23 protein-coding genes are annotated in these 23,644 nt (G+C 61.2%); 8 read left to right on the forward strand and 15 right to left on the reverse strand.

All coding sequences use genetic code 11. From position 1 onward, the window contains the following. Window positions 1-19: 19 nt before the first annotated feature. Window positions 20-859, forward strand: coding sequence for an HlyC/CorC family transporter (locus BFP92_RS01125; RefSeq protein ID WP_010206772.1), 840 nt, complete (start codon window positions 20-22; stop codon window positions 857-859). 8 nt (window positions 860-867) lie between these two features. Beyond that, the gene (lnt, locus tag BFP92_RS01130) at window positions 868-2,391 is read left to right on the forward strand and encodes an apolipoprotein N-acyltransferase (RefSeq protein ID WP_065911228.1); all 1,524 of its coding nucleotides are present in this window, start codon (window positions 868-870) and stop codon (window positions 2,389-2,391) included. A 155-nt stretch (window positions 2,392-2,546) separates the two neighbouring features. On the opposite strand, the gene BFP92_RS01135 is transcribed toward lnt, so the two are convergent. Together BFP92_RS01135 and BFP92_RS01140 are read right to left on the reverse strand one after the other, a co-directional pair. Then, window positions 2,547-3,308 carry a YdcF family protein gene (locus BFP92_RS01135; RefSeq protein WP_065911229.1) on the reverse strand — a complete coding sequence of 254 codons (762 nt, stop codon included), beginning with the start codon at window positions 3,306-3,308 and terminating at the stop codon, window positions 2,547-2,549. A 104-nt stretch (window positions 3,309-3,412) separates the two neighbouring features. Then, entirely contained in the window at window positions 3,413-3,724 is a 312-nt protein-coding gene (locus BFP92_RS01140; protein ID WP_065911230.1) for a hypothetical protein, read from the reverse strand. Between the two features lie 262 nt (window positions 3,725-3,986). Between BFP92_RS01140 and leuS the strand changes: the two genes are divergently transcribed. From leuS to BFP92_RS01165, 5 genes are all read left to right on the forward strand, one after another. Next, window positions 3,987-6,593 carry a leucine--tRNA ligase gene (leuS, locus tag BFP92_RS01145; RefSeq protein ID WP_065911231.1) on the forward strand — a complete coding sequence of 869 codons (2,607 nt, stop codon included), beginning with the start codon at window positions 3,987-3,989 and terminating at the stop codon, window positions 6,591-6,593. Between the two features lie 88 nt (window positions 6,594-6,681). Continuing rightward, entirely contained in the window at window positions 6,682-7,287 is a 606-nt protein-coding gene (gene lptE, locus BFP92_RS01150) for an LPS-assembly lipoprotein LptE (RefSeq protein ID WP_065911232.1), read from the forward strand. A gap of 39 nt (window positions 7,288-7,326) precedes the next feature. Continuing rightward, window positions 7,327-8,364 carry a DNA polymerase III subunit delta gene (holA, locus tag BFP92_RS01155; RefSeq protein WP_065911233.1) on the forward strand — a complete coding sequence of 346 codons (1,038 nt, stop codon included), beginning with the start codon at window positions 7,327-7,329 and terminating at the stop codon, window positions 8,362-8,364. A 223-nt stretch (window positions 8,365-8,587) separates the two neighbouring features. Further along, entirely contained in the window at window positions 8,588-8,752 is a 165-nt protein-coding gene (gene arfA, locus BFP92_RS01160) for an alternative ribosome rescue factor ArfA (protein WP_003176285.1), read from the forward strand. 61 nt (window positions 8,753-8,813) lie between these two features. Then, entirely contained in the window at window positions 8,814-10,139 is a 1,326-nt protein-coding gene (locus BFP92_RS01165; protein ID WP_065911234.1) for a lytic murein transglycosylase, read from the forward strand. A 124-nt stretch (window positions 10,140-10,263) separates the two neighbouring features. Here the strand turns inward: BFP92_RS01165 and BFP92_RS01170 are convergent, their stop codons facing one another. From BFP92_RS01170 to BFP92_RS01230, 13 genes are all read right to left on the reverse strand, one after another. Next, complete coding sequence (locus BFP92_RS01170) at window positions 10,264-11,196, reverse strand: S66 peptidase family protein (RefSeq protein WP_065911235.1); 933 nt, start codon at window positions 11,194-11,196, stop codon at window positions 10,264-10,266. 119 nt (window positions 11,197-11,315) lie between these two features. Beyond that, on the reverse strand, window positions 11,316-12,317 hold the full coding sequence (lipA, locus tag BFP92_RS01175) for a lipoyl synthase (RefSeq protein ID WP_057444888.1): 1,002 nt from the start codon (window positions 12,315-12,317) through the stop codon (window positions 11,316-11,318). 26 nt (window positions 12,318-12,343) lie between these two features. After that, window positions 12,344-12,991: a lipoyl(octanoyl) transferase LipB gene (gene lipB / locus BFP92_RS01180; RefSeq protein WP_065911236.1), complete on the reverse strand. Its 648-nt coding sequence runs from the start codon at window positions 12,989-12,991 to the stop codon at window positions 12,344-12,346. Then, window positions 12,991-13,272, reverse strand: a complete 282-nt coding sequence (locus BFP92_RS01185) for a DUF493 domain-containing protein (protein ID WP_017136054.1) — start codon at window positions 13,270-13,272, stop codon at window positions 12,991-12,993. The genes lipB and BFP92_RS01185 overlap by 1 nt, the downstream gene beginning before the upstream one ends. Window positions 13,273-13,357: 85 nt before the next feature. Continuing rightward, complete coding sequence (locus BFP92_RS01190; protein ID WP_065911237.1) at window positions 13,358-14,515, reverse strand: D-alanyl-D-alanine carboxypeptidase family protein; 1,158 nt, start codon at window positions 14,513-14,515, stop codon at window positions 13,358-13,360. A 172-nt stretch (window positions 14,516-14,687) separates the two neighbouring features. Further along, on the reverse strand, window positions 14,688-15,689 hold the full coding sequence (locus BFP92_RS01195) for a septal ring lytic transglycosylase RlpA family protein (protein ID WP_065911238.1): 1,002 nt from the start codon (window positions 15,687-15,689) through the stop codon (window positions 14,688-14,690). Beyond that, entirely contained in the window at window positions 15,689-16,699 is a 1,011-nt protein-coding gene (gene mltB / locus BFP92_RS01200) for a lytic murein transglycosylase B (protein ID WP_017136051.1), read from the reverse strand. Before mltB ends, BFP92_RS01195 begins: the two co-directional genes overlap by 1 nt. A gap of 17 nt (window positions 16,700-16,716) precedes the next feature. Further along, the gene (gene rodA / locus BFP92_RS01205) at window positions 16,717-17,820 is read right to left on the reverse strand and encodes a rod shape-determining protein RodA (protein ID WP_065911239.1); all 1,104 of its coding nucleotides are present in this window, start codon (window positions 17,818-17,820) and stop codon (window positions 16,717-16,719) included. Between the two features lie 31 nt (window positions 17,821-17,851). Next, complete coding sequence (gene mrdA / locus BFP92_RS01210; protein WP_065911240.1) at window positions 17,852-19,750, reverse strand: penicillin-binding protein 2; 1,899 nt, start codon at window positions 19,748-19,750, stop codon at window positions 17,852-17,854. Window positions 19,751-19,765: 15 nt separating this feature from the next. Continuing rightward, entirely contained in the window at window positions 19,766-20,233 is a 468-nt protein-coding gene (gene rlmH / locus BFP92_RS01215; RefSeq protein ID WP_003176297.1) for a 23S rRNA (pseudouridine(1915)-N(3))-methyltransferase RlmH, read from the reverse strand. Window positions 20,234-20,242: 9 nt separating this feature from the next. After that, window positions 20,243-20,737, reverse strand: coding sequence for a ribosome silencing factor (gene rsfS / locus BFP92_RS01220; protein ID WP_010206793.1), 495 nt, complete (start codon window positions 20,735-20,737; stop codon window positions 20,243-20,245). 68 nt (window positions 20,738-20,805) lie between these two features. Continuing rightward, the gene (gene nadD, locus BFP92_RS01225) at window positions 20,806-21,453 is read right to left on the reverse strand and encodes a nicotinate-nucleotide adenylyltransferase (protein ID WP_065911241.1); all 648 of its coding nucleotides are present in this window, start codon (window positions 21,451-21,453) and stop codon (window positions 20,806-20,808) included. Beyond that, on the reverse strand, window positions 21,450-22,715 hold the full coding sequence (locus tag BFP92_RS01230) for a glutamate-5-semialdehyde dehydrogenase (RefSeq protein ID WP_065911242.1): 1,266 nt from the start codon (window positions 22,713-22,715) through the stop codon (window positions 21,450-21,452). Before BFP92_RS01230 ends, nadD begins: the two co-directional genes overlap by 4 nt. A gap of 174 nt (window positions 22,716-22,889) precedes the next feature. Between BFP92_RS01230 and BFP92_RS01235 the strand changes: the two genes are divergently transcribed. Next, the gene (locus BFP92_RS01235) at window positions 22,890-23,573 is read left to right on the forward strand and encodes a DNA-3-methyladenine glycosylase (protein WP_065911243.1); all 684 of its coding nucleotides are present in this window, start codon (window positions 22,890-22,892) and stop codon (window positions 23,571-23,573) included. Window positions 23,574-23,644 lie beyond the last annotated feature (71 nt).

The following is a 23,644-nucleotide window of genomic DNA, read 5'->3' on the forward strand; positions in this document are numbered from 1 at the left end:
AGGATTTAGAGTAATCGCTATGAGCGAAGACCGATCGAGCAACGGGCAGAAGTCATGGCTGGGTAAACTGACCCAGGCTTTTGCCCACGAGCCGAAAAACCGCCAGGAGCTGCTGGAGCTGCTGCGCGAGGCCCATCAGAACAAGTTGCTGGACAGCGAAGCGCTGGCCATCGTCGAAGGCGCCATCCAGGTGGCTGACCTGCAGGTACGGGACATCATGGTCCCGCGCTCGCAGATGATCAGCATCAAGGCGACCCAGACCCCACGGGAATTCCTCCCGGCCGTGATCGACTCGGCGCACTCGCGCTACCCGGTGATCGGTGAAAGCCATGACGACGTCATGGGCGTCCTGCTGGCCAAGGACCTGCTGCCACTGATCCTCAAGGAGAACGGCGACAGCTTCAACATCAAGGACTTGCTGCGCCCGGCCACCTTCGTGCCTGAATCCAAGCGCCTGAATGTGCTGCTGCGCGAGTTCCGCGCCAACCACAATCACATGGCCATTGTGATCGACGAATACGGCGGCGTGGCCGGTCTTGTGACCATCGAAGACGTGCTTGAGCAAATCGTCGGCGACATCGAAGACGAACACGACGTCGAAGAAGACAGCTACATCAAGCCGCTGCCCAGCGGTGATTTCCTGATCAAGGCGCTGACGCCGATCGAGAACTTCAACGAGTTCTTCGACAGCGAATTCTCCGACGATGAGTTCGATACCGTGGGCGGTTTGGTGATGAGTGCGTTCGGGCACCTGCCAAAACGTAACGAAACCACCGAGATTGGCGCTTATCGCTTTCGCATCTTGAATGCCGACAGTCGCCGCATTCACTTGATCCGCCTGACACCTATTGCCCGCTAAGGACTGATATGCGCCGTCTGATTGCACCCGGCTGGCCCGGTAACCTGCTGGCCGCGGTGGCTGGCGCCGTCACTACCCTGGCGCTGGCGCCCTTCGATCTGTGGCCATTTGCGCTGCTGGCCGTCGGGCTGTTCTACGTCGGCCTGCGCGAGCTGACGCCACGCCAGGCCCTGGGCCGTGGTTGGTGCTTCGGTTTCGGCCTGTTTGGCGCCGGTACCAGCTGGATCTACTACAGCATCCACCATTTCGGCGGTGCTTCGGTGTTGCTGGCTGGCTTTTTGATGCTGCTGTTTACCGCCGCCATTGCCTGGTTCTTCGCCCTGCCCGCTTGGCTGTGGGCACGCTGGCTGCGTCGTAATGAGGCGCCGGTGGCCGATGCGCTGACCTTTGCGGCGCTGTGGGTTGGCCAGGAAGCGTTTCGTGGTTGGTTCCTGACGGGTTTCCCTTGGCTGTACTCCGGTTACAGCCAACTCGATGGCCCGCTCACCGGCCTGGCGCCACTGGGCGGCATGTGGCTGATCTCCTTTGCCCTGGCGCTGACGGCTGCCGTGCTGTGCAACTTGCCACGCCTGCTGGCAAGCAAGCGCAACGGCTTCATCGGCGCAGGCTTGGTGTTGTTGGTTGCACCCTGGGCCATCGGCCTGGCGCTCAAGCATCATGCCTGGACCTCGCCCTCCGGCGCACCGCTGACCGTGGCGGCGATTCAGGGCAATGTCGAACAAAGCATGAAGTGGGACCCCGCGCAGATCGACGCGCAGTTGGCGCTGTACCGCGACATGAGCTTCAGCTCCAAGCCGGTAGACCTGCTGGTATGGCCGGAAACCGCGGTGCCGGTGCTCAAGGAATCCGTCGAAGGTTACCTGGGCATGATGGGCAAGTTTGCCGCCGACCGGCACACCGCGCTGATCACCGGCGTACCGATCCGCCAGGAAGTGCACCACCAGAAGCGCTACTTCAACGGCATCACCGTGGTGGGCGAAGGCGAAGGCACTTACCTCAAGCAAAAACTGGTGCCTTTTGGTGAGTACGTGCCGTTGCAAGACATGCTGCGCGGGCTGATCGCTTTCTTTGACCTGCCGATGTCGGACTTCGCCCGCGGCCCGTCCGATCAGGCGATGCTGCAGGCCAAGGGTTATCAGATTGCGCCGTTCATTTGCTATGAAGTGGTGTACCCGGAATTCGCCGCAGGCCTGTCGGCCCAGAGCGATTTACTGCTGACCATCAGCAACGACACCTGGTTCGGCCGCTCCATTGGCCCGCTGCAACACCTGCAAATGGCGCAGATGCGTGCGTTGGAGGCTGGTCGCTGGATGATCCGCGCCACCAACAATGGCGTGACCGGCCTGATCAACCCGTTCGGGCAGATCACCGCGCAGATCCCGCAGTTTGAACGCGGGATTCTCTACGGCGAAGTGGTGCCGATGCACAACCTGACGCCGTACCTGCAATGGCGCTCGTGGCCGTTGATCATTGTGTGCCTGGGCTTGTTCGGCTGGGCGCTGCTGGCGGGGCGGATGTCGAAAACGGTCTAACGAACGGCATAAGACCAATGTGGGAGCTGGCTTGTGTGGGAGCGGGCTTGCTCGCGAATACGGTGTATCAGTTAACGAATAAGCTGACTGACACACCGCTTTCGCGAGCAAGCCCGCTCCCACATGAACCGCTTTCCACATTTGGAATTGCGGCGTTATCGGTAAAACACCCGATACCCCACCTGCCCCACCGCCTCATTGATCAACTGCCCGCTGCGCCACACCGACACGAACTCCGGCATCCAGCCGCCCAGTGGCCGCGCATTGTCCACGCCCAAAAAGCCCACCGGCCCCGGCACTACGGCAAAGCCGGCCTTCTCGAAGCTCCACACCGCACGCGGCATATGCCAGGCCTGGGTCACTACCACCACGCGCTTGATGCCTTGCGGCAACAGGATGTCGGCGCTCATCTGCGCGTTTTCCCAAGTGGTGCGGCTGCGCTCTTCTTTCCAGCGCACGGTGACGCCGAAGTCATCCTGCATCGACACCGCCATCAGCTCGGCCTCGCTGGGAGGCGTGCCGTAGTGCAAGCCGCCGCTGGTCAGCACCGGCAAGCCAGAGGCCTTGGCCAGACGCGCGGCATAACGCTGGCGCTCAAGCCCTGTACCGGTGGGTTGATCGGTGCCCCACGCAGGGTCGCCGCGCTCACGCCCAGAACCCAACACCACAATTGCATCGGCGCGCTGGGCCAGCGTCGCCCATTCTTCACGGGCCAACGGTGGCTCGGTCTCCAAGGCATGCGCGCCCCATTGCACCATCACCGGCAGGCTGATCAACCACAGCCCGCCGAACCCTACGGCAAAGCAGCAGCCGGCCAGGCGCGGGCGACTTTTACGCAACCACCAGGCAAGCGCCAGCAGCAGCAAAAAAAGTCCGGGCGGCAAGAGCAATTGTTTAATGAAATAACGAAAAGGCATCGGGCATCTCCAAAGATGCCCGAAGCCTAGATGCAACGGGGTTCAGCGACAATCTTTACCAACCTGTTTCGAGATGACTCAAAGGTTAACGTGGTGCTCCACGTTTACCTTGCGGCCCGACGTTTGTCGGGACCGCGAGCCGCAGACACATCTTTCAGCCAGATCACCTTGGCCGAACGCAAAGGCTCTTGGGCGGGCGGGGCAGCCCGTTCCTCGGAGGCACGGTGGTGATTCAATTCCAGGTAGCCCTTGATCAATTCAAGTTCAGCCTGGCTCAAGCCTCGCAACTCCAGCTCCAGAGGCCGCTCATCAAGCAATCGGCCTGCGGTTCTTGCGGCATCCAATGCCCGACCCAAACGGTCGATCAGTCCTTCATACAATTGCGGTTTCATTAAAGTTCGCTGCGATTCAACCATCCCCTCACCTCATTGAAGATAAGACTCACTCCCCAATAAACAGCGTAGTCCCCGTGGCTGCGCCTGCCTCGCGCCGCGACAGACGGCCCTCGCCGCGCAATCAGGGTTTCCCTCGATAGAGTGGGGTCATGTATGCTACGGCGCTTCCTGTAACTCCACTTCCCGCAGGGTTTGGGCACGGACGCGCCGCTTTTTGGTGTCGATCAACCTGAATGTTGTACCGAAGAGGATTAGGCCACCCCTATTCAGTTCAAAAGTAGCCATGCACGAACAATATCAGCCCCGTGAAATAGAAAATGCCGCCCAAACCTTCTGGGACGAGCAAAAGTCCTTTGAAGTCAGTGAACAGCCAGGCAAGGAGACTTACTACTGCCTATCGATGTTCCCTTACCCCAGCGGCAAGCTACACATGGGGCACGTGCGTAACTACACCATCGGCGACGTAATTTCCCGCTACCAGCGCATGCTCGGCAAAAATGTCCTGCAACCTATGGGTTGGGACGCCTTCGGCATGCCGGCGGAAAACGCCGCGATGAAAAACAACGTGGCGCCCGCCAAGTGGACCTACGAAAACATCGCCTACATGAAAACCCAGCTGCGCAGCCTGGGCCTGGCGGTGGACTGGTCCCGCGAAGTGACCACCTGCAAGCCGGACTACTACCGCTGGGAACAGTGGCTGTTCACGCGCCTGTTCGAAAAAGGCGTGATCTACCGTAAAAACGGTACCGTGAACTGGGACCCGATCGACCAGACCGTACTGGCCAACGAGCAAGTCATCGACGGTCGCGGCTGGCGTTCCGGCGCGGTGATCGAAAAGCGCCAGATCCCCATGTACTACTTCAAGATCACGGCCTACGCCGATGAACTCTTGTCGAGCCTCGATGACATGCCGGGCTGGCCTGAACAGGTCAAGACCATGCAGCGTAACTGGATCGGCAAATCCAAAGGCATGGAAGTGCAGTTCCCGTACAACGTCGATTCGATCGGCGAAGCCGGCGCACTCAAAGTCTTCACCACCCGCCCTGATACCCTGATGGGCGCGACTTACGTCGCCGTGGCCGCCGAGCACCCGCTGGCCACCCAGGCCGCACAGAACAATCCTGAGCTGCAAGCGTTCATCGCCGAATGCAAAGGCGGCAGCGTGGCCGAAGCCGACGTTGCCACCCAAGAGAAAAAAGGCCTGCCGACCGGCCTGTTCGTCGAGCACCCACTGACGGGCGAAAAACTGCCGGTGTGGGTCGCCAACTACGTGCTGATGCACTACGGCGATGGCGCAGTCATGGCTGTGCCGGCTCATGACGAGCGTGATTTCGAGTTCGCCACCAAGTACAGCCTGCCGATCAAATCCGTGGTGCGTACCAGTTCCGGCGAGACCAACCCGGCCCCGTGGCAAGACGCCTACGGCGAGCACGGCACGCTGATCAACTCCGGTGAATTCGACGGCCTGGACTTCCAGGGTGCGTTCGACGCCATCGAAGTTGCCTTGATCAAGAAGAACCTCGGTGCCTCGCGCACCCAGTTCCGCCTGCGCGACTGGGGCATCAGCCGCCAGCGCTACTGGGGCTGCCCGATCCCGATCATCCACTGCGAAACCTGCGGTGACGTGCCGGTGCCGCAAGACCAGTTGCCGGTGGTCTTGCCTGAAGATGTGGTGCCCGATGGCGCCGGTTCGCCATTGGCGCGCATGCCCGAGTTCTACGCGTGCACGTGCCCTAAATGCGGCGCACCTGCCAAGCGTGAAACCGACACCATGGACACCTTCGTCGAGTCCTCGTGGTATTACGCCCGCTACGCCTCGCCACACTATGAAGGCGGCCTGGTAGAAAAATCCGCAGCCGACCACTGGTTGCCGGTGGATCAATACATCGGCGGCATCGAACACGCGATTCTTCACCTGCTCTACGCGCGCTTCTTCCACAAGCTGATGCGCGACGAAGGCCTGGTGAGTTCCGACGAGCCGTTCAAGAACCTGCTGACCCAAGGCATGGTAATCGCCGAGACTTACTATCGCCGCGAAGCCAATGGCGCCTACACCTGGTTCAACCCGGCGGACGTCGAACTTGAGCGTGACAGCAAAGCCAAGGTAATCAGCGCCAAGCTGAAATCCGACGGCCTGCCGGTTGAAATCGGTGGCACCGAGAAGATGGCCAAGTCCAAGAACAACGGCGTTGACCCACAGTCGATGATCGATCAGTTCGGCGCCGATACCTGCCGCCTGTTCATGATGTTCGCCTCGCCGCCCGACATGAGCGCCGAATGGTCCGACTCCGGGGTTGAAGGTTCGCACCGCTTCCTCAAGCGCGTCTGGCGCCTGGCGCACGCCCATGTCAGCCAGGGTTTGCCGGGCAAACTGGACGTGGCGTCGCTGAGCGATGAGCAAAAAGCCATCCGTCGCAGCACCCACCTGGCCATCCGCCAGGCCAGCCAGGACGTGGGCCAGAACCACAAGTTCAACACCGCCATCGCCCAGGTGATGACGCTGATGAACGTGCTGGAAAAAGCCCCGCAAGCCACCGAACAGGACCGCGCGCTGGTACAGGAAGGCCTGGAAGCTGTGGTGTTGCTGCTGGCGCCAATCACGCCGCACATCAGCCATGAGCTGTGGAGCCGCCTGGGCCATAGCGATGCGGTCATCGATGCGCTCTGGCCGGTGCAGGATGAAAGCGCGCTGGTGCAGGACACATTGCAACTGGTTATCCAGGTTAACGGTAAACTGCGCGGCCAGATCGACATGCCTGCCAGCGCCAGCCGTGAAGACGTGGAAGCCGCAGCGCGTATCAACGAAAACGTGCTGCGCTTTACCGAAGGCCTGACGATCCGCAAAGTGATCGTAGTGCCGGGCAAACTGGTCAACATCGTCGCCAGCTAATCGGATCGGGCGCAGGGCTTGAGCCCTGCGCCGAACTAAACCTTTAAGGCCTCGATAAGGCCAACATGGTTTCAAGGGGAGCAACAAAATGATCAAACGCAATTTGCTGGTGATGGGCCTCGCTGTGCTGCTGAGCGCTTGCGGCTTCCAGCTGCGTGGCACCGCCACCAATGAACTGAGCATCAAGGAACTCGACGTCAGCGCGCGCAACGCCTACGGCGATACCTTGACCCAACTGCGCCAGACCCTGGAAAGCAGCGGTGTACGCGTGGGCTCCGGCGCCACTTACAAACTGAACCTGGTGGACGAGAAAGAAACCCAGCGTAACCTCAGCTACGCCAGTGCCGGCCGTGCGTCGGACATTGAGCTGAACACCCTGGTCGTCTATGAACTGCAAGGTCGCGACCACCTGCCATTGATGGGTGACAAGATTGAAGTGCAGAAAGTTGTCAGCCACGATGGTAACAACCTGGTGGGCTCGGACTCGGAGATCATCCAGGTTCGCAAGGAAATGCGTCGCGAGCTGATCCAGCGCCTGATGATTCGCCTGCAACAGCTGACGCCGGAAAAACTCGCCGCCTTGCAGCTGACCGCCGACAACAAGGCCAAGGCTGACGCCGACGCCCTGAAAGCTGCGCAGGAATACGAAGACAACACGCCGAAACAATCGCCTGCCGAAGTCCCTGTCGAGTAAGCCAGACGGGGCGCCCCTGGCGCCCCGTTCGCCCCGCCTATGAAACTTGCCCCCGCCCAACTCGCCAAGCACCTGCAAGGTGGCCTTGCGCCTGTGTATATCGTCAGCGGTGATGACCCGTTGCTGTGCCAGGAGGCGGCCGACGCGATTCGCAGCGCCGCACGCCGGCAAGGCTTCGATGAACGCCAGGTGTTCAGCGCCGACGCCAGTTTCGACTGGGGCACGCTGCTGCAAGCCGGTGCGAGCATGTCGTTGTTCGCCGAGAAACGCCTGCTGGAACTGCGCCTGCCTTCGGGCAAGCCCGGCGACAAGGGCGCGGCGGCGTTGATGGAATACTGCTCACGCCCCGCTGAGGACACGGTGCTGCTAATCAGCTTGCCCAAGCTCGATGGCAGCGCGCAGAAAACCAAGTGGGGCAAGGCGCTGGTAGAAGGCCCGCAAACCCAGTTCATTCAGATCTGGCCAGTGGACAGCAACCAGCTGCCGCAGTGGATACGTCAGCGCCTGTCGCAATCAGGGCTGTCGGCAACGCAAGATGCCGTCGAGCTGATCGCCGCCAGGGTCGAGGGCAACCTGCTTGCCGCCGCCCAGGAGATCGAAAAGCTCAAGCTGATGGCCGAAGACGGGCAGATCACCGTCGAAACCGTCCAGGGCGCAGTCGCTGATAGCGCGCGCTTTGATGTGTTCGGGTTGGTGGACGCGATTCTCAATGGCGAACCCGCCCACGCCCTGCGCATGCTCGAAGGCTTGCGCGGCGAAGGCGTGGAACCCCCGGTGATTCTGTGGGCGCTGGCTCGAGAGCTGCGAGTGTTGGCCAATATTGCCCTGCAATACAGCCAAGGCACGCCGCTGGACAAGTGCTTCAGCCAGGCCAGGCCGCCGGTGTGGGACAAGCGCAAACCCCTGATGAGCAAAGCCCTGCAACGCCATTCGGCGCAACGCTGGGCGCAGCTGTTGCTGGAAGCGCAGCGCATCGACGCGCAGATCAAAGGCCAGGCGGCGGGCTCGCCGTGGATGAGCCTGAGCCGTTTGTCACTGTTGATGTCTGGCCAACGTCTGACACTGCCTGCCGAATAACCCCCTCTCTCGTAAGCACCACAGTCCCAATGTGGGAGCGGGCTTGCTCGCGAATGCGGTGTATCAGTCAACAAACTCAGTGACTGACACAACCCATTCGCGAGCAAGCCCGCTCCCACATTTAGATCCCGTTTACACTTCTTGAAACTCGCCGGGCTTTACAGCCGCGCCACTTCGGCAGATGATTTGCACCGCTTCACCCCACCTCAAGAGAGCAATGAACATGAGCAAAAAGCCATCCAAGCATGGCCCCAACAAGGCCAAATCCATCATCGCCCAGCCACTGTTCCGCAGCCGTCAGGAACGCGCCGGCAAGGGCAAAGGCAGCTACCGCCGCGAAGCCTTCCAGTCTAATAGCTGGGAGGCTTCTTACTTTCTGGCTGCCTGAAGGCAAGTGCCCCTCCGGCATGATAAGGTCGGTACTTGATTTGTAATCCCTGGACCTGTGCATGCCCTCTAGCCTTTCCCGTCGTTGGCACCTTCGCCAACTGATCGCTGCCTCCAGCCTCATTCTGCTTGTCGCCTGCGCCGAGAAACCCACCGCCGCGGACGCGCAACCCCTGCCAAAGCTCCAGACCGTGCCGGCCGTCGCGCCTGCCGTGGTCCCCCCTTTGGCCGTGGACAATCTTGATATCCAGCCGACCCAGACCTTTGCCGAATGGCAGGCTGGCTTTCGTGCGCAAGCCCTGAGCGCGGGGATCACCCCCGCCGTCTTCGATAACGCCTTTGCCGGCGTGACGCCCGACATGGCAGTGATTCGCGCCGATCGCAGCCAACCGGAATTTTCCCGCCCGGTATGGGAATACCTCGACGGTGCCCTGTCGCCGGTACGCGTGCGTAATGGCCAAGCCTTGCTGATCAAGTACGCCGATATCCTGCAACGCATCGAAGAGCGTTATGGCGTTGACCGCCAGGCACTGGTTTCGGTGTGGGGCATGGAAAGCAACTTTGGCCAGTTCCAGGGCAATAATTCGGTGATCCGATCGCTCGCGACCCTGGCCTATGAAGGCCGCCGCCCGGCGTTCGCCCAGGCGCAACTGCTGGCGGCGCTGCAGATCATCCAGCACGGCGATATCTCTGCCGACCAGATGAAAGGTTCGTGGGCCGGGGCCATGGGCCAGACCCAGTTCATCCCGACCACCTACAACACCCATGCCGTGGATTTCGATGGCGACGGTCGCCGCGATATTTGGAACAGCCCGGGCGACGCCCTGGCCTCCACTGCGCACTACCTGCAAAGCTCCGGCTGGCAGCGTGGCCAGCCGTGGGGCTTTGAGGTGAAACAACTGCCGGCGAACTTCGATTACGCCCTGGCCGACGGCGGCATCCGCAAGAGCGTTGGCGAGTGGATGAGACTCGGCATTCAGCTGCCACCTGGCGCGAGCATGCCACCCAACGTCGAACAACTGTCTGCCGCCCTGCTGCTGCCGGCCGGCTATCGTGGCCCGGCATTCCTGGTGCTGGATAACTTCCGCGCGATCCTCAAGTACAACAACTCATCGTCCTACGCGCTGGCCGTGGGCCTGCTCTCTGAGCGGTTTGCTGGCGGTGGTGTGATTCGTGGCGATTGGCCCAAGGATGAGCTGCCGCTGAGTCGCTCTCAGCGCATCGATTTACAAACGGTGCTCAGCGCCAAGGGTTATGACGCGGGCAACCCGGACGGGATTATCGGCGCCAACACGCGCAAGGCGATTCGGGCGGCGCAGCAGTCGTTGGGTTGGCCCGCGGATGGGTATCCGACGGTGAAGCTGCTGGAGTCGTTGCAGAGCCGCTGAGGACACGATCGTTCCCACGCGCTGCGTGGGAATGCCGCCTTGGACGCTCTGCGTCTGCTCTTGAGGGGGTGACGCGGAGCGTCACAGGATGCATTCCCACGCAGAGCGTGGGAACGATCGACTCTCAGGGCTTGAACACTACATCCTGCTCCAACACCAACTGCTGCTCCCCCGCATCCAACCGCACCAGCGCGCCCAGCGGCAGCGTCAGGTTCGGGTCGCAGTGCCCACTGCGCCAGCCGGATAACACCGGAATACACAGCGGCTCGAAGGTCTGTTTGAGCAGCCGCTCCAACGCCGCCTTGTCCACACCCGATACATCCCCGACCAGCACACCGGCGACCTGGCACAGCTTGCCCGCCAGGCGCAAATGGGTCAGCAGCCGGTCTATTCGGTAGAGCGGCTCGTTGACGTCTTCGATAAACAGAATGATGCCTTCCGCGTCGATCTCAAACGCCGTGCCCATCACCGCTGCAATCATCGACAGGTTGCCACCGAGCAAACGCCCGCAGGCGATACCCGGCTCAATCGTGGTCAGCGGGTAAGCAACCGGGTGTGCCAGCACGCTGCACTCGCTCAGTTGCCCGCGCAGCATGCTGAACAACGATGACTCGGTGGGCTGCTGTTTGTCACCGAGCAGGTCAGCGTTGAGCATTGGCCCATGAAAGGTCACAAAACCCGCGTAGCGGTTGATGGCCAGGTGCAATGCGGTGATGTCGCTGTACCCCACAAATGGCTTGGGGTTGGCACCAATCAGGTCGAAATCGAGCGTGTCCAGTAATCGCGGGGTGCCATAACCGCCCCGCAGGCAGAAGATGGCATCGATTTCGGGATCGGCAAACGCCCCATGCAAATCGCGCAGGCGCACCTCGTCGCTGCCGGCCAGGTAGCCATCGCGCTCATACACACCGGGAAATATGCGCAGCTCATGGCCACGGGCGCGCATCCACTGGCCGGCTTTTACAACATCCAGTGCGGCAGGGCCGGCGGGAGCGATCAGGCCAATGACGCCTTCGGGGCGCAGGGCAGGCACGGCAGCCGAGAGTTGAGTCGTCATCCATGGTTCTCCGTGGTTGGATACCCAGGCACTCTAGCCAGTGATGGTTGCAAACAGAAGGGAGAAAAGGAGGGAAACTCTGTAGGAGCAGTTCGGCTGCTCCTACAGAGGGAAAGCGCTTACGAAACCAGGCTCGCCTTGACCAGCTTGGCTTGCTCATCGGCGTGGTACGAGGAACGTACCAGCGGGCCCGAAGCCACGTTCTTGAAGCCCATCTTGTAACCTTCCTCGGCGAACCAGGCGAAGGTGTCCGGGTGCACGAAACGCTGCACCGGCAAGTGGCTGCGCGACGGTTGCAGGTACTGGCCCAGGGTCAGCATGTCGATGTCGTGTTCGCGCATGCGCTTCATGACTTCGATGACTTCCTCGTCGGTCTCGCCCAAGCCCAGCATCAGGCCGGATTTGGTCGGGATGTGCGGCATCATCTGCTTGAATTTTTGCAGCAGGGTCAGCGACCACTGGTAGTCCGAACCCGGACGCGCGGCCTTGTACAGGCGTGGCACGGTTTCCAGGTTGTGGTTGAACACATCCGGAGGCTCGGCCGCGGTAATTTCCAGCGCGACGTCCATGCGGCCGCGGTAGTCCGGCACCAGGGTTTCGAGCATCACGTTCGGCGACAGCTTGCGGATCTCGCGGATGCAGTCGGCAAAGTGCTGGGCACCGCCGTCACGCAGGTCGTCGCGGTCTACGGAAGTGATCACCACGTATTTGAGTTTCAGGTCGGCAATGGCAATCGCCAGGCTTTCCGGCTCGTTGACGTCCAGCGGCTTCGGCCGACCGTGGCCAACGTCGCAGAACGGGCAACGACGGGTGCAGATGTCACCCATGATCATGAAGGTGGCGGTGCCGCCGGAGAAGCACTCGCCCAGGTTCGGGCAGGAGGCTTCTTCGCAAACACTGTGCAGCTTGTGTTTGCGCAGCAGGGCCTTGATACGGTCGACTTCCGGCGAAACCGGGATGCGCACGCGGATCCAGTCGGGCTTCTTCGGCAGTTCGGTGGTCGGGATGATTTTCACCGGGATGCGTGCAACCTTCTCGGCGCCGCGCAGCTTGACGCCGGCTTCGACCTTGGCACGCGGGGCCGGGGCCGGACGCTCGGTGATGTCCAGCGTCGGGATCATGGTTTGCACTGCATCAGTAGTCATAATCAGTCGATTCCGCCCGTAAGGGTCGTCTGCTCAGCATAGTCGAGGTGTTTGACGAGCTGCGCACGCAGCCGGGCACTTACCTCGGCAAATTTAATCGGTGTGGCGTGGTCGCTCAGTTGCGTCATCGCCAGCCCGGCGTAACCGCACGGGTTGATGCGCCGAAACGGCGCCAGGTCCATGTCCACATTCAGGGCCAGGCCATGAAAGGAGCAACCATGGCGAATGCGCAAACCGAGGGAGGCGATTTTCGCGCCGTCCACGTATACACCGGGTGCATCGGGCTTGGCCGCGGCGGTGACGCCGCAACTGGCCAACAGCTCGATCAGGCAAGCCTCCATGCGGCTTACCAGGTCACGTACGCCAAAACCCAGCTTGCGCACGTCCAGCAGCAAATAGGCCACCAGCTGACCAGGGCCATGGTAAGTCACTTGGCCACCTCGGTCGACCTGCACCACCGGAATATCACCCGGCAGCAGCAAGTGCTCAGCCTTGCCGGCCTGGCCCTGGGTGAAGACCGGCGGGTGTTCCACCAGCCAGATTTCATCCGAGGCCGAGGTGCCGCGCTCGTTGGTGAAGCGCTGCATGGCATGCCAGACCGGCTCGTAGGCCATCTGGCCGAGCTCGCGAAAGCCCAGAACCTGTGACATCACAACACCATGTGTACGAAGCCGGTGGCCCGCAGTTCACTGTTGATGTCGTAGAGCTGGTCTTGACCGGTCGCAACGATGTGCAACTGGATCGTGGTGTACTTACCGTTGGAGCTCAAACGCTCGTCCACCCGGTTGTCGTTGATCGTCGCGTGTTTACGCACGATCTCGAGAATCTTGTCTTTGTTGCCCACACCGGTATCGCTGATCACCTTGACGGGATAGTCCACGTTGGGGAATTCGATCTTTGGCGCCTTTACTTCTACTTCTTTATCGGTCATGGCAGAACAGCCTCGTAAGCGCTAAGCCGTGGCGACGGGCAAAGCCCCGCGCTGGATCAACGCGGGGCTTTGCAGGTGCGCACAATCAGTTGAACAAGCCGTAGAAGAATAGACGGATGCTATCCCACACGCGGCGGAAGATACCACCTTCGTCAACGGCGTCCAGTGCGATCAGGTCGGCGCTGTGCACCACCTTGTCGTCCAGCTTCACTTCGACTTTACCGATCACGTCACCCTTGGCGATTGGAGCTACCAATTGCGGGTTCATGGTCATGCTGGCAGCAAGCTTTTTCAGCTGGCCCTTAGGCATGGTCAGGGTCAGGTCATCGGCCAGGCCGGCCTTGACTTGATGGGTCGCGCCTTTCCATACCGGGGCTTGAGCCAGCTCAGCGCCCTTCTGGTAGAAGGTCTGGGTTTCGAAGAAGCGGAAGCCGTACGTCAGCAGTTTTTGCGTCTCCGCCGCACGGGCCTGCTCGCTGTTGGTGCCAAATACCACGGCGATCAGGCGCTGGCCGTCACGTACAGCCGAGGACACCATGCAGTAGCCGGCTTCTTCGGTGTGGCCGGTTTTCAGACCGTCGACGGTCTTGTCACGCCACAGCAGCAGGTTGCGGTTAGGCTGCTTGATGTTGTTCCAGAAGAATTCCTTCTGGGAGTAGATCGCGTAGTGCACCGGGTCGACACGGATGATCGCGCGAGCCAGCAGGGCCATGTCATGAGCCGACGAGTAGTGCTCCGGGTTCGGCAGGCCGGTCGGGTTCATGAAGTGGCTGTTGGTCATGCCCAGGTCGCCGGCGGTCTTGTTCATCAAGTCGGCGAACGCGTCTTCGCTGCCGGCGATGTGCTCGGACAGGGCCACGCTGGCGTCGTTACCGGACTGGATGATGATGCCGTGCAGCAGGTCGCTCACGGTAACTTGCGAACCAACCTTGATGAACATCCGCGAACCGCCGGTGCGCCAGGCGTTTTCGCTGACGGTAACCGGGTCATTCTCGCCGATCTGGCCGCGACGGATTTCCAGGGTCGCGATGTAGGCCGTCATCAGCTTGGTCAGGCTGGCCGGGGGCAGGCGCTGGTCACCGTTGTTCTCGACCAGCACGTTGCCGCTGGCGGCATCCATGAGGACCCAGGCCTTGGCGGCCAATTGCGGGGAAGCTGGCACCATTTCAACCGCCCAGGCGGCCGGGGTGATGATCAGCGAAAGAAGCAGGCACGTGCGTTTGGCTAAGGTGGTGATGTTCATCCGTCTCTCGAAATTGCTTATGGAAACTTGCCCTCGCGGGCAAAACTATTCAGACAGCCCGCTGCCAGACTGTCGCGTGTTCGGTTGCCCGCTCACCCCTTGCCCCTGGGTTTTTATTGTTCAACGAGCCAACAACCTCGGTTCAGGCGAACCTGAACCATCAATCCTTTACTTATTCAGCAGTGACGACGCTGGGTTGCCCCAGGTTGGCCAGGCGCACACTGTTCTGTACTTGCGCCACTTCGCTTGGCGAACCAATCGGCCCCATGCGAACACGGTGCAGGGTTTGCTGGTTACGCACGATGGAGCTGATAAATACGGGCGCGCTGACCATGCCGCTGAGCTTGGACCTTAACAGTTCTGCCGCATCCGGGTTGGCGAAAGCGCCGACCTGCAGGTACTGGCCACCCACTGTAGATGCCCCTGGCGCTGCATGCGGCACCACCACTGTGTCCGGTGCGTGCTGCGCCGGTGGCGGTGTCCACTGCTCGATCTTGCCCGTCGAGGCGGTCACTTGCGGTTGCGGGGTTTGTGGCTCGTTGAGCATCAAGGGTGCCGGTTTGCCACGCTGAGCCCAGTACTGCGCCGGGTCGATACCTTCAACTTTCACACGCGCGGTGCCGGTTTCGGCATAACCGAGTTTCTTCGCGGCGGCGTAGGACAAGTCGATGATCCGGTCCGAATAGAACGGCCCACGGTCGTTGACCCGCAGGATCACCGTGCGGTGGTTGTCCAGGTTGGTCACGCGTACATAGCTGGGCAGCGGCAAAGTCTTGTGGGCCGCGCTCATGCCGTACAGGTCATACACTTCGCCGTTGGCGGTGTTCTGGCCATGGAATTTGGTGCCATACCAGGACGCCGTGCCCGTTTGCGAGTAGGTCTTGGATTCCTGCAGCGGGAAGTAATTCTTGCCCAGCACGGTATACGGGTTGGCCTTGTAAGGCCCGGTGTGCAGGGTCGGCGTGGCATCCGGGATCTTCGATACATCGACATCCCACCACGGCGCGCCGTCTTTGTGCGCGCGGTTGATGTCCAGGCCCGGCTGGGCGCGCACGATAGCCCCGCCCTTCGGCGCCGGAGCACGGCTGGTGGTGGAGGAACAACTGACAACCAGCAAGGACAACGCGGCGAACGCCACCAGCTTGAGCGGTTTTTGGAACGGCGATACCCGCATTACTTGTTGCCCCGTGCTTGGACCAGCATGTCTGACAGCTGATGCACGGCCATGGCGTACATCACACTGCGGTTATAACGCGTGATTGCGTAAAAATTCTTCAGGCCCATCCAGTATTCCGGGCCGTTTGCGCCTTCGAGGCGGAACGCCGTCACCGGCATATCATCGCGTGGCGCATTCTGACTCGACCAGCCCAGCGCTCGCAACTCCCCGACGGTCTTGACCGGCTCAATACCTTGGGTCAAACCTTCGTCGGCGCGCTCGCCGGTGACATCGGCGCGGATCACCACCGGTTCGCCAGCCACCCAGCCATGGCGCTTGAAGTAGCTGGCCACGCTGCCGATGGCATCGTCCGGGTTGCTCCAGATATTGATGTGACCGTCACCGTCGAAGTCCACCGCATAGGCACGGAAACTGCTCGGCATAAACTGCGGCAGGCCCATCGCACCGGCGTAGGAGCCCTTGAGCGTCAACGGGTCGACCTGTTCTTCCCGGGCCAGCAGCAGGAATTCACGCAGCTCCTTGCGGAAAAACTCGGCACGCGGCGGGTAATCGAAGCCCAGGGTCGACAAGGCGTCGATCACCCGGTAACTGCCGGTGTTGCGCCCGTAGAAGGTTTCGATACCGATGATGGCGACGATAACCTGGGCGGGCACGCCGTATTCCTGCTCGGCGCGCGCCAGTACCGCTTCGTGCTGGCGCCAGAAGTCCACGCCACGCGCCACGCGGGCGTCGGTGAGGAACATCGGGCGGTAGTCTTTCCACTGTTTGACGCGCTCGGCGGGACGCGAGATCGCATCAAGGATCGCCTGCTTGCGCTGGGCTTCACGGAACACGCCCATCAGCTGTTCACCGGCAAAACCGTAGTCGCGGGTCATTTCACCGACAAATTCGGCGACCTGGGGTGAACCATCGTAGTCACCGGCCTGCACCTCTTGCGTCGCGCCCAGGAGCCCAATCAGGCCCATCCAGGACGCGTGCCGAGTCGCCCAGCCGCGCATTACTTGCATTGACATCTTCACCTTATTCAAACCTGCGCGATCCACTTGCGATGCGTGTGAATCGACATCAAAACCCCAAACGCTGACATCAATGTCACCAGCGAAGTTCCGCCGTAGCTAATGAACGGCAACGGCACCCCAACCACCGGCAACAGGCCACTGACCATACCGATGTTGACGAAAACGTAAACAAAAAAAGTCATGGTCAGGCTGCCGGCGAGCAACTTGCCGAACAGCGTCTGCGCCTGGGCGGTAATCACCAGGCCGCGACCAATCAACAACACATAGATCAGCAACAGGGCGCAAATGCCCACCAGGCCGAACTCTTCGCCCAATACCGCAATAATGAAGTCGGTGTGGCTCTCGGGCAAAAAGTCCAGATGCGACTGCGTGCCCAGCAACCAGCCCTTACCAAATACGCCACCGGAACCGATGGCCGCCTTGGACTGGATAATGTTCCAGCCAGTGCCCAGCGGGTCGCTTTCCGGGTCAAGGAAGGTCAGGATCCGCTGCTTCTGGTAGTCGTGCATAAAGAAGAACCACATCGCCACGGCGACTGGGATAGCGGCGGCCAGCACGCTGAGGATCCAGCGCCAACGCAGCCCCCCCATAAACAGCACGAACGCGCCGCCCGCGAGGATCAGCAGCGAGGTGCCGAGGTCGGGCTGGCGCACGATCAAGATAAACGGCACGCCGATCAGGATAAGGCTCACCCCCACGTGCTTGAGTTGCGGCGGCAAGGTGCGCTTGGACAGGTACCAGGCGATGGTCGCCGGCATCAGGATCTTGAGGAATTCCGAGGGCTGGAAGCGAATCACCCCAGGTATGTTGATCCAGCGCGTCGCGCCCATCGCGTTGTGGCCCATGACATCCACCACCACCAGCAGCAATACGCCGACGACATACCCCAAGGGCACCCAGCGCGCCATGAACCGCGGCTCCAATTGGGCGATCACCACCATCGACAACAGACCCAGGCCGAACGACGACGCCTGCTTGATCAGCAAGTCCCAGTTCTTGCCGCTGGCCGAATACAGCACGAACAGGCTGCCGGCCGCCAAGGTCAGCAGCAGGATCAACAACGGGCCATCAATGTGCATGCGCTGCAGCAACGTCGCACGGCGACGCATCACATCCTCACTGGAGAGGATGCGGTCAAAATTACTCTTCACGGGCCGTAACCTCGGTACTTGAAGGGGGGCCGCCATATTCGGGTTTGAGCCTGCCGTCGTCGGCCAACAGCCAGGCGTCCATGATCTGACGCACCACAGGCGCCGCAACGCCGGAGCCGGACTCGCCGTTCTCGACCATCACCGCCACCACGATTTTCGGCGCGTCGGCCGGCGCAAACCCGACAAACAAGGCGTGGTCGCGGTGACGTTCCTGAACCTTGGAGCGGTCGTACTTCTCGCCCTGCTTGATCGCAACCACCTGGGCCGTGCCGCTTTTGCCGGCAATACGGTACTGCGCACCGGCTGCGGCCTTGCGCGCCGTACCACGGGCGCCGTGCATCACTTGCTGCATGCCGTGGTTGACCTTGGCCCAGTCGGACGGGTCGCGCAGCACGATGTCGGGAATCGGGTTTTCATCCACAGGTTTCTGACCTTCGATGGTCTTGGCCAAGTGCGGGCGGTTCCACACGCCTTTGTTGGCCACCAGCGCGGTGGCCTGGGCCAGTTGCAATGGCGTGGCCTGCATATAGCCCTGGCCGATGCCGAGGATCAGGGTTTCACCCGGGAACCACGCCTGGCGACGGGTCGCACGCTTCCACTCCCGCGATGGCATCAGGCCAGGTGATTCTTCGAACATATCCAGGGAGACTTTCTGACCGAGGCCGAACTTGCCCATATAGGCAGACAGCCGATCAATCCCCAGCTTGTGGGCCAGGTCATAAAAATAGGTGTCGTTGGAACGCATGATCGCGGTGTCCAGGTCGACATAGCCGTCACCGGTGCGGTTCCAGTTACGGTATTTGTGATCGTAGTTGGGCAGCATGTAGTAGCCGGGGTCGTACACGCGGCTCGAGGCCGTGACCACACCCGAATCCAGACCGGCAATCGCCACCGCCGGCTTGATGGTCGAACCCGGCGGGTACAGCCCGCGCAGTACGCGGTTGAACAGCGGCCGATCGATGGAATCACGCAACTCGGCATAGGCCTTGAAGCTGATACCGGTCACAAACAGGTTCGGGTCGAAACTCGGCTGGCTGACCATCGCCAGTACTTCGCCAGTGGCCGGGTCAAGCGCCACCACGGCGCCACGACGACCGCCGAGCGCCATCTCCGCGGCTTCCTGCAACTTGATATCCAGGCTCAGCACAATGTCTTTGCCGGGGATCGGGTCGGTGCGCTTGAGCACACGCAGCACGCGGCCACGGGCGTTGGTCTCAACTTCTTCGTAACCCACCTGGCCGTGCAACTCCGGCTCGTAGAAACGCTCGATGCCGGTTTTGCCGATATGGTGGGTGCCGCTGTAATTCACCGGATCGAGGCTTTTCAGCTCTTTCTCGTTGATGCGCCCCATGTAGCCGACCGAGTGCGCGAAGTGTGCCCCTTGCGGGTAATGCCGCACCAACTGCGCCACCACTTCCACACCCGGCAAACGGAACTGGTTCACCGCAATGCGCGCGATCTGTTCTTCATTGAGCTCGAACAGGATCGGCACCGGCTCAAATGGCCGACGCCCCTGTTTCATGCGTTTTTCGAAGATCACGCGGTCTTCCGGCGTCAGTTGCAGCACCTCGACGATCACGTCGAGGACCTGCTGCCAATCGCCGGAACGCTCGCGGGTCATGCTCAGGCTGAAACTGGGCCGGTTGTCTGCTACCACTACGCCATTGCGGTCGAAAATCAACCCGCGGGTCGGCGGGATCGGCTGCACATGCACCCGGTTGTTTTCCGACAACGTGGAGTGATAGTCGTACTGGATCACCTGCAGGTAATACAGGCGCGCAATCAGCACCGCAATCAAACCCACCACCAAAAAAGCGCCAAACACCACGCGCGCGCGTACCAGACGTGCGTCTTTCTCGTGGTCCTTGATGCGGATCGGCTGGGTCATCGGCAATGGCGCAGATTATTTGTGGTAAGGGTGCCCGGACAGAACTGTCCAGGCGCGATACAGCTGTTCACCGATCAGAATCCTTACCAACGGGTGCGGCAACGTGAGTGCCGACAACGACCAGCGCTGGTCCGCCCGCGCGCAGACTTCCGGCGCCAGCCCTTCGGGGCCGCCGACCATGAAGTTGACGGTACGCGAGTCCAGGCGCCAGCGGTCCAGCTCCACCGCCAACTGCTCGGTGCTCCAGGGCTTGCCGTGCACCTCGAGGGTGACGATGCGCTCGTTGGGGCCGACCTTGGCCAGCATGGCTTCGCCTTCCTGACGGATAAAGCGCGCCACGTCGGCATTCTTGCCCCGGGTGTTGAGCGGTATTTCCACCAGCTCCAGCGACAGCTCAGCGGGCAGACGCTTGGCATACTCGTGCCAGCCTTCTTCCACCCACTTGGGCATGCGTGAACCGACAGCGATCAGACGCAGGCGCACAGCCGTTCCTTATTCCTGGTCTTTGTTGAGCTTGTCGAAGTGCGCGTGGCCCACTTCCGGGCTGTGGTGCTTGCCATCCGCCGCACGGCTCTGCTCGGCGCCTTTCCACAGACGCTCCAGGTCGTAGAACTGACGGGCGTTGCTGGTCATCATGTGAACGATCACGTCGTCCATGTCCAGCAGTACCCAGTCGCTGTCGCCCTTGCCTTCTTCACCCAGTGGCTTGACGCCCTGGGCCTTGACGGCTTCGCGAACCTTGTCGAGCATCGCGCCGATCTGGCGGTTGGACGTACCGGTGGCAATGATCATGTAGTCGGTGATGCTTTGCTTGTCGCGCACGTCCAGTACCTGGATGTCCTGGGCTTTAACGTCTTCCAGGGCCGCCACGGCGACTTTTACCAGCTCTTCGCCAGCCAGCTCTGGGCCGGTGTGCGCTTCTACCGGCAGCGGGGCGCTTTTGAAAGTGCCTTTGCGCTTAACTTTGCTTACGTCTTTGTTCGTCATATAAAACTCGTTTTGCTCGTATGTTCGGGCGCTCGCTGCACGAATGTTCGTGCGATCAAGCGCGCCTTTTAGTTCGACGCACGGTAAAGCCCGTGCGCATCGATGTAGGCCAGGACCGCGTCAGGCACCAGGAAACGTACCGACTTCCCGCTGGCCAGCAGTTGACGGATCTGGGTGGCGGACACCGCAAGCGGGGTCTGCCAGACGAATGCAATATTCCCGTTCGGCCCGGTCAGGGCCAAGGGGTCACTTACCGACCGCGCGGCCAGCAGGTTGCGCAAGGCATCCGGCGGTTCGCTGTCGGCATCCGGGCGTTGCAAAACCAGGATGTGGCAATGCTGGAGGAGTTCCTCCCAGCGATGCCAAGAGGGCAGGCCGCAAAATGCGTCCCAGCCCAAAAGCAGAAACAACTGGTCATCTGCGGCCAACTCGGCGCGCATCAGTTCCAGAGTGTCGACAGTGTAGGACGGTTTATCGCGTTTGAGTTCGCGGTCGTCCACCACCAGCGGCGATATACCGTCTACAGCCAGGCGCACCATTTCCAGGCGTTGCTGCGCAGACACCTGCGGCATATCGCGATGGGGCGGGCGCGCATTGGGCATCACACGCAACTCATCCAGCGCGAGGGCATCCGCGACTTCCAGGGCACTGCGCAAATGGCCGATGTGCACGGGGTCGAAGGTGCCGCCGAGCAGCCCGATGCGTTTACCCGTCAAGTGCGCACATGACCGTCGCCGAACACCACGTACTTCTCGCTGGTCAGGCCTTCCAGGCCGACCGGGCCGCGTGCGTGGAGCTTGTCGGTGGAAATGCCGATCTCCGCCCCCAGGCCATACTCGAAGCCGTCGGCAAAACGCGTCGAGGCGTTGATCATCACCGAGGCGGAATCCACTTCGGTGAGGAAACGCCGGGCATCGCTGAAATGCTCGGAAACAATGGCGTCGGTGTGCTTGGAGCCGTATTTGTTGATGTGTTCGATGGCTTCGTCCAGGTCGTCGACGATGCGAATCGACAGGATCGGCGCCGTGTACTCGGTGTACCAGTCGTCTTCAGTCGCTTCGATCACGCCCGCGCCCAGCAGTGCACGGGTGCGTTCGCAGCCGCGCAGTTCCACGCCCTTGTCACGGTAAATGGCAGCCAGCGGCGGCAGCACGCGCTCGGCAATGCCGACGTGCACCAGCAGGGTTTCCATGGTGTTGCAAGGCGCGTAGCGATGGGTCTTGGCGTTGTCGGCGATACGGATCGCCTTGTCGAGGTCGGCCGCAATGTCGATGTACACATGGCACACGCCGTCCAGGTGCTTGATGACCGGCACCTTGGCATCACGGCTGACGCGTTCGATCAGGCTCTTGCCACCACGCGGCACGATCACGTCGACGAATTCCGGCATGGTGATCAACGCGCCCACGGCGGCGCGATCAGTGGTTTCCACCACCTGCACCACTTCGGCCGGCAGTTCGGCCACGGCCAGGCCTTGCTGGATGCACACAGCAATGGCGCGGTTGGAATGGATCGCCTCGGAACCGCCACGCAGGATGGTCGCGTTGCCCGACTTGAGGCACAGGCTCGCAGCGTCGATGGTCACGTTCGGGCGCGACTCATAGATGATGCCGATCACACCCAGGGGCACACGCATCTTGCCCACCTGAATGCCGGACGGCAGGTAACGCATATCGCGGATTTCACCGATGGGGTCAGGCAGCTTGGCCACCTGACGCAGACCTTCGATCATGTCGTCGATACGTGCCGGAGTCAGTGCCAGACGGTCCAGCAGGGCCGGTTCCAGGCCATTGGCGCGGCCGTTGGCCAGGTCCAGTTCGTTGGCGGCGGCCAGCTCGGAGCGCGAAGCATCCAGAGCATCGGCGGCAGCCAGCAGGGCACGGTTCTTCTGCGCAGTGCTCGCACGGGCGATCAACCGCGAGGCCTGCCGGGCAGCGCGACCCAGGCGGGTCATGTAGTCAAGAACGGACTCAGTCATGGTCAGGGAGTCTTGGCAAAGAGGAAAGCGGCAGATTATAGCTGTGACGCCGCCCGACTGACAGCGGTGAGGGGCGGATGGTCGAAATGAACTGTAAAAACTTGGGGTTCAGCGGTAATTAAGGTGGGAGTTGTTATTATTCGGTCACATTTAGCCGTATTAACCCTTATCGCCATGTCCAGTTTTGCCCCCCAACTGCCCGCCAGCGCCCTGCCCGACAGCTTCTTCGACCGTGACGCGCAAATACTTGCGCGCCAATTGCTCGGCAAAGTCATCCGCCACCGCGTCGGTGAAACCTGGCTTTCGGCGCGAATTATCGAAACCGAAGCCTATTACGTGGCCGAAAAAGGCAGCCATGCCTCACTCGGCTACACAGAAAAGCGTAAGGCTTTGTTTCTGGATGGTGGGCACATCTACATGTACTACGCCCGTGGCGGCGATTCGTTGAACTTCAGCGCTCACGGCCCCGGCAATGCGGTGCTGATCAAATCGGCTTATCCGTGGGTTGATGAAGTGTCCGGCCCGGCGAGCCTGGCGCAGATGCTGCTCAACAACCCGGACGCCAATGGCCTCCCACGCCCATCGCAAAAGCTCTGCGCCGGCCAAACGCTGCTGTGCAAAGCCCTGGGCCTGAAAGTGCCGATGTGGGACGCCAAGCGCTTTGACCAGGAACTGCTGTTTGTTGAAGACGTGGGCCAAACCCCGACACAAATCATTCAGACCACCCGCCTGGGCATCCCCAGCGGGCGTGATGAGCACCTGATGTACCGCTTTGTGGACGCAGGTTATGCGCCTTATTGCACGCGGAACCCGCTGCGCCGGGGCCAGGTCGAAGGCCGTGATTATTTTTTGATTTGAACAGACGGAAGCAGCCAAGCAGATCGAATGTGGGAGCGGGCTTGCTCGCGAATGCGGTGTATCAGTGAAGC

The organism is Pseudomonas sp. 58 R 3 (genome assembly GCF_900006605.1).
Lineage (GTDB): Bacteria > Pseudomonadota > Gammaproteobacteria > Pseudomonadales > Pseudomonadaceae > Aquipseudomonas > Aquipseudomonas salomonii.